Source organism: Nocardiopsis sp. LOL_012 (assembly GCF_048060475.1).
Classification (GTDB): Bacteria; Actinomycetota; Actinomycetes; order Streptosporangiales; family Streptosporangiaceae; genus Nocardiopsis.
The window spans coordinates 1-276 of sequence record NZ_JBHMIV010000141.1 but is presented as its reverse complement, the minus strand read 5'-3'; the positions used below and the strand labels follow the sequence as shown (position 1 = coordinate 276).

The following is a 276-nucleotide window of genomic DNA, read 5'->3' as shown; positions in this document are numbered from 1 at the left end:
CGCCCACATACCCCGCCTCGGTCAGCGCCGTGGCGTCGGCGATCGCGAACGGCACGTTCAGAATCCGCGCCAGCGTCTGCGCCAACAGCGTCTTGCCCGACCCCGTCGGGCCCAGCAGCAGGATGTTGGACTTGGCGATCTCCACACCCTCCTCGCCCGGGCGCTCCCCCGCAGGCCGCACACGCTTGTAGTGGTTGTACACCGCCACCGACAGGGCCTTCTTCGCCGCGTCCTGACCGATCACGTACGAGTCCAGGAACTCGTAGATCTCCCGCG

The 276-nt window shown here is 68.1% G+C and carries 1 protein-coding gene; it reads right to left on the bottom strand.

Annotated features, from left to right (window positions below; translation table 11 throughout):
* A partial coding sequence (locus ACFHWE_RS23820) for an AAA family ATPase (RefSeq protein ID WP_416604117.1) occupies nt 1-276 on the bottom strand: 276 nt, incomplete at both ends.